At 46.5% G+C, this 331-nt stretch carries 1 pseudogene; it reads left to right on the top strand.

The annotated features are described in order from the left end of the window. Positions 1–32: 32 nt before the first annotated feature. Positions 33–331: pseudogene (locus LK536_RS58610) on the top strand (hypothetical protein); the annotation flags it as partial.

Below are 331 nucleotides of genomic sequence, written 5' to 3'. Positions count from 1 at the left end.
CCCCAAAGCAAAACGCAGGGTTCGTAGCCTGTATGGAAGAAATCCTGGATACTTATAAACTTCCTTACAATGAGGAACTCCCTGTTGTGTGCATGGATGAAAAGCCGTACCAGCTGTTGAATCAGGTTTTGAAACCTCTCCCCGTTAAGCCCGGCAGTATTCGGAAAGAAGATGCCGGATACAAGCGGAAAGGGACGTGCAGTATCTTTGTCTTTGCACAGCCGCTGGCAAATTATCGCCACGCCAGTGTAAGGAAGACCCGTACCATGGTTGATTGGGCAGAGGAAATTGAATATTTACTAACTGTCATTTATCCGAACCAGGAAAAAGT

Source organism: Clostridium pacaense, from assembly GCF_020709765.2.
GTDB lineage: Bacteria > Bacillota > Clostridia > Lachnospirales > Lachnospiraceae > Enterocloster > Enterocloster hominis.
The sequence above is the reverse complement of the archived record's forward strand: the minus strand, read 5'-3'. Positions and strand labels throughout refer to the sequence as shown.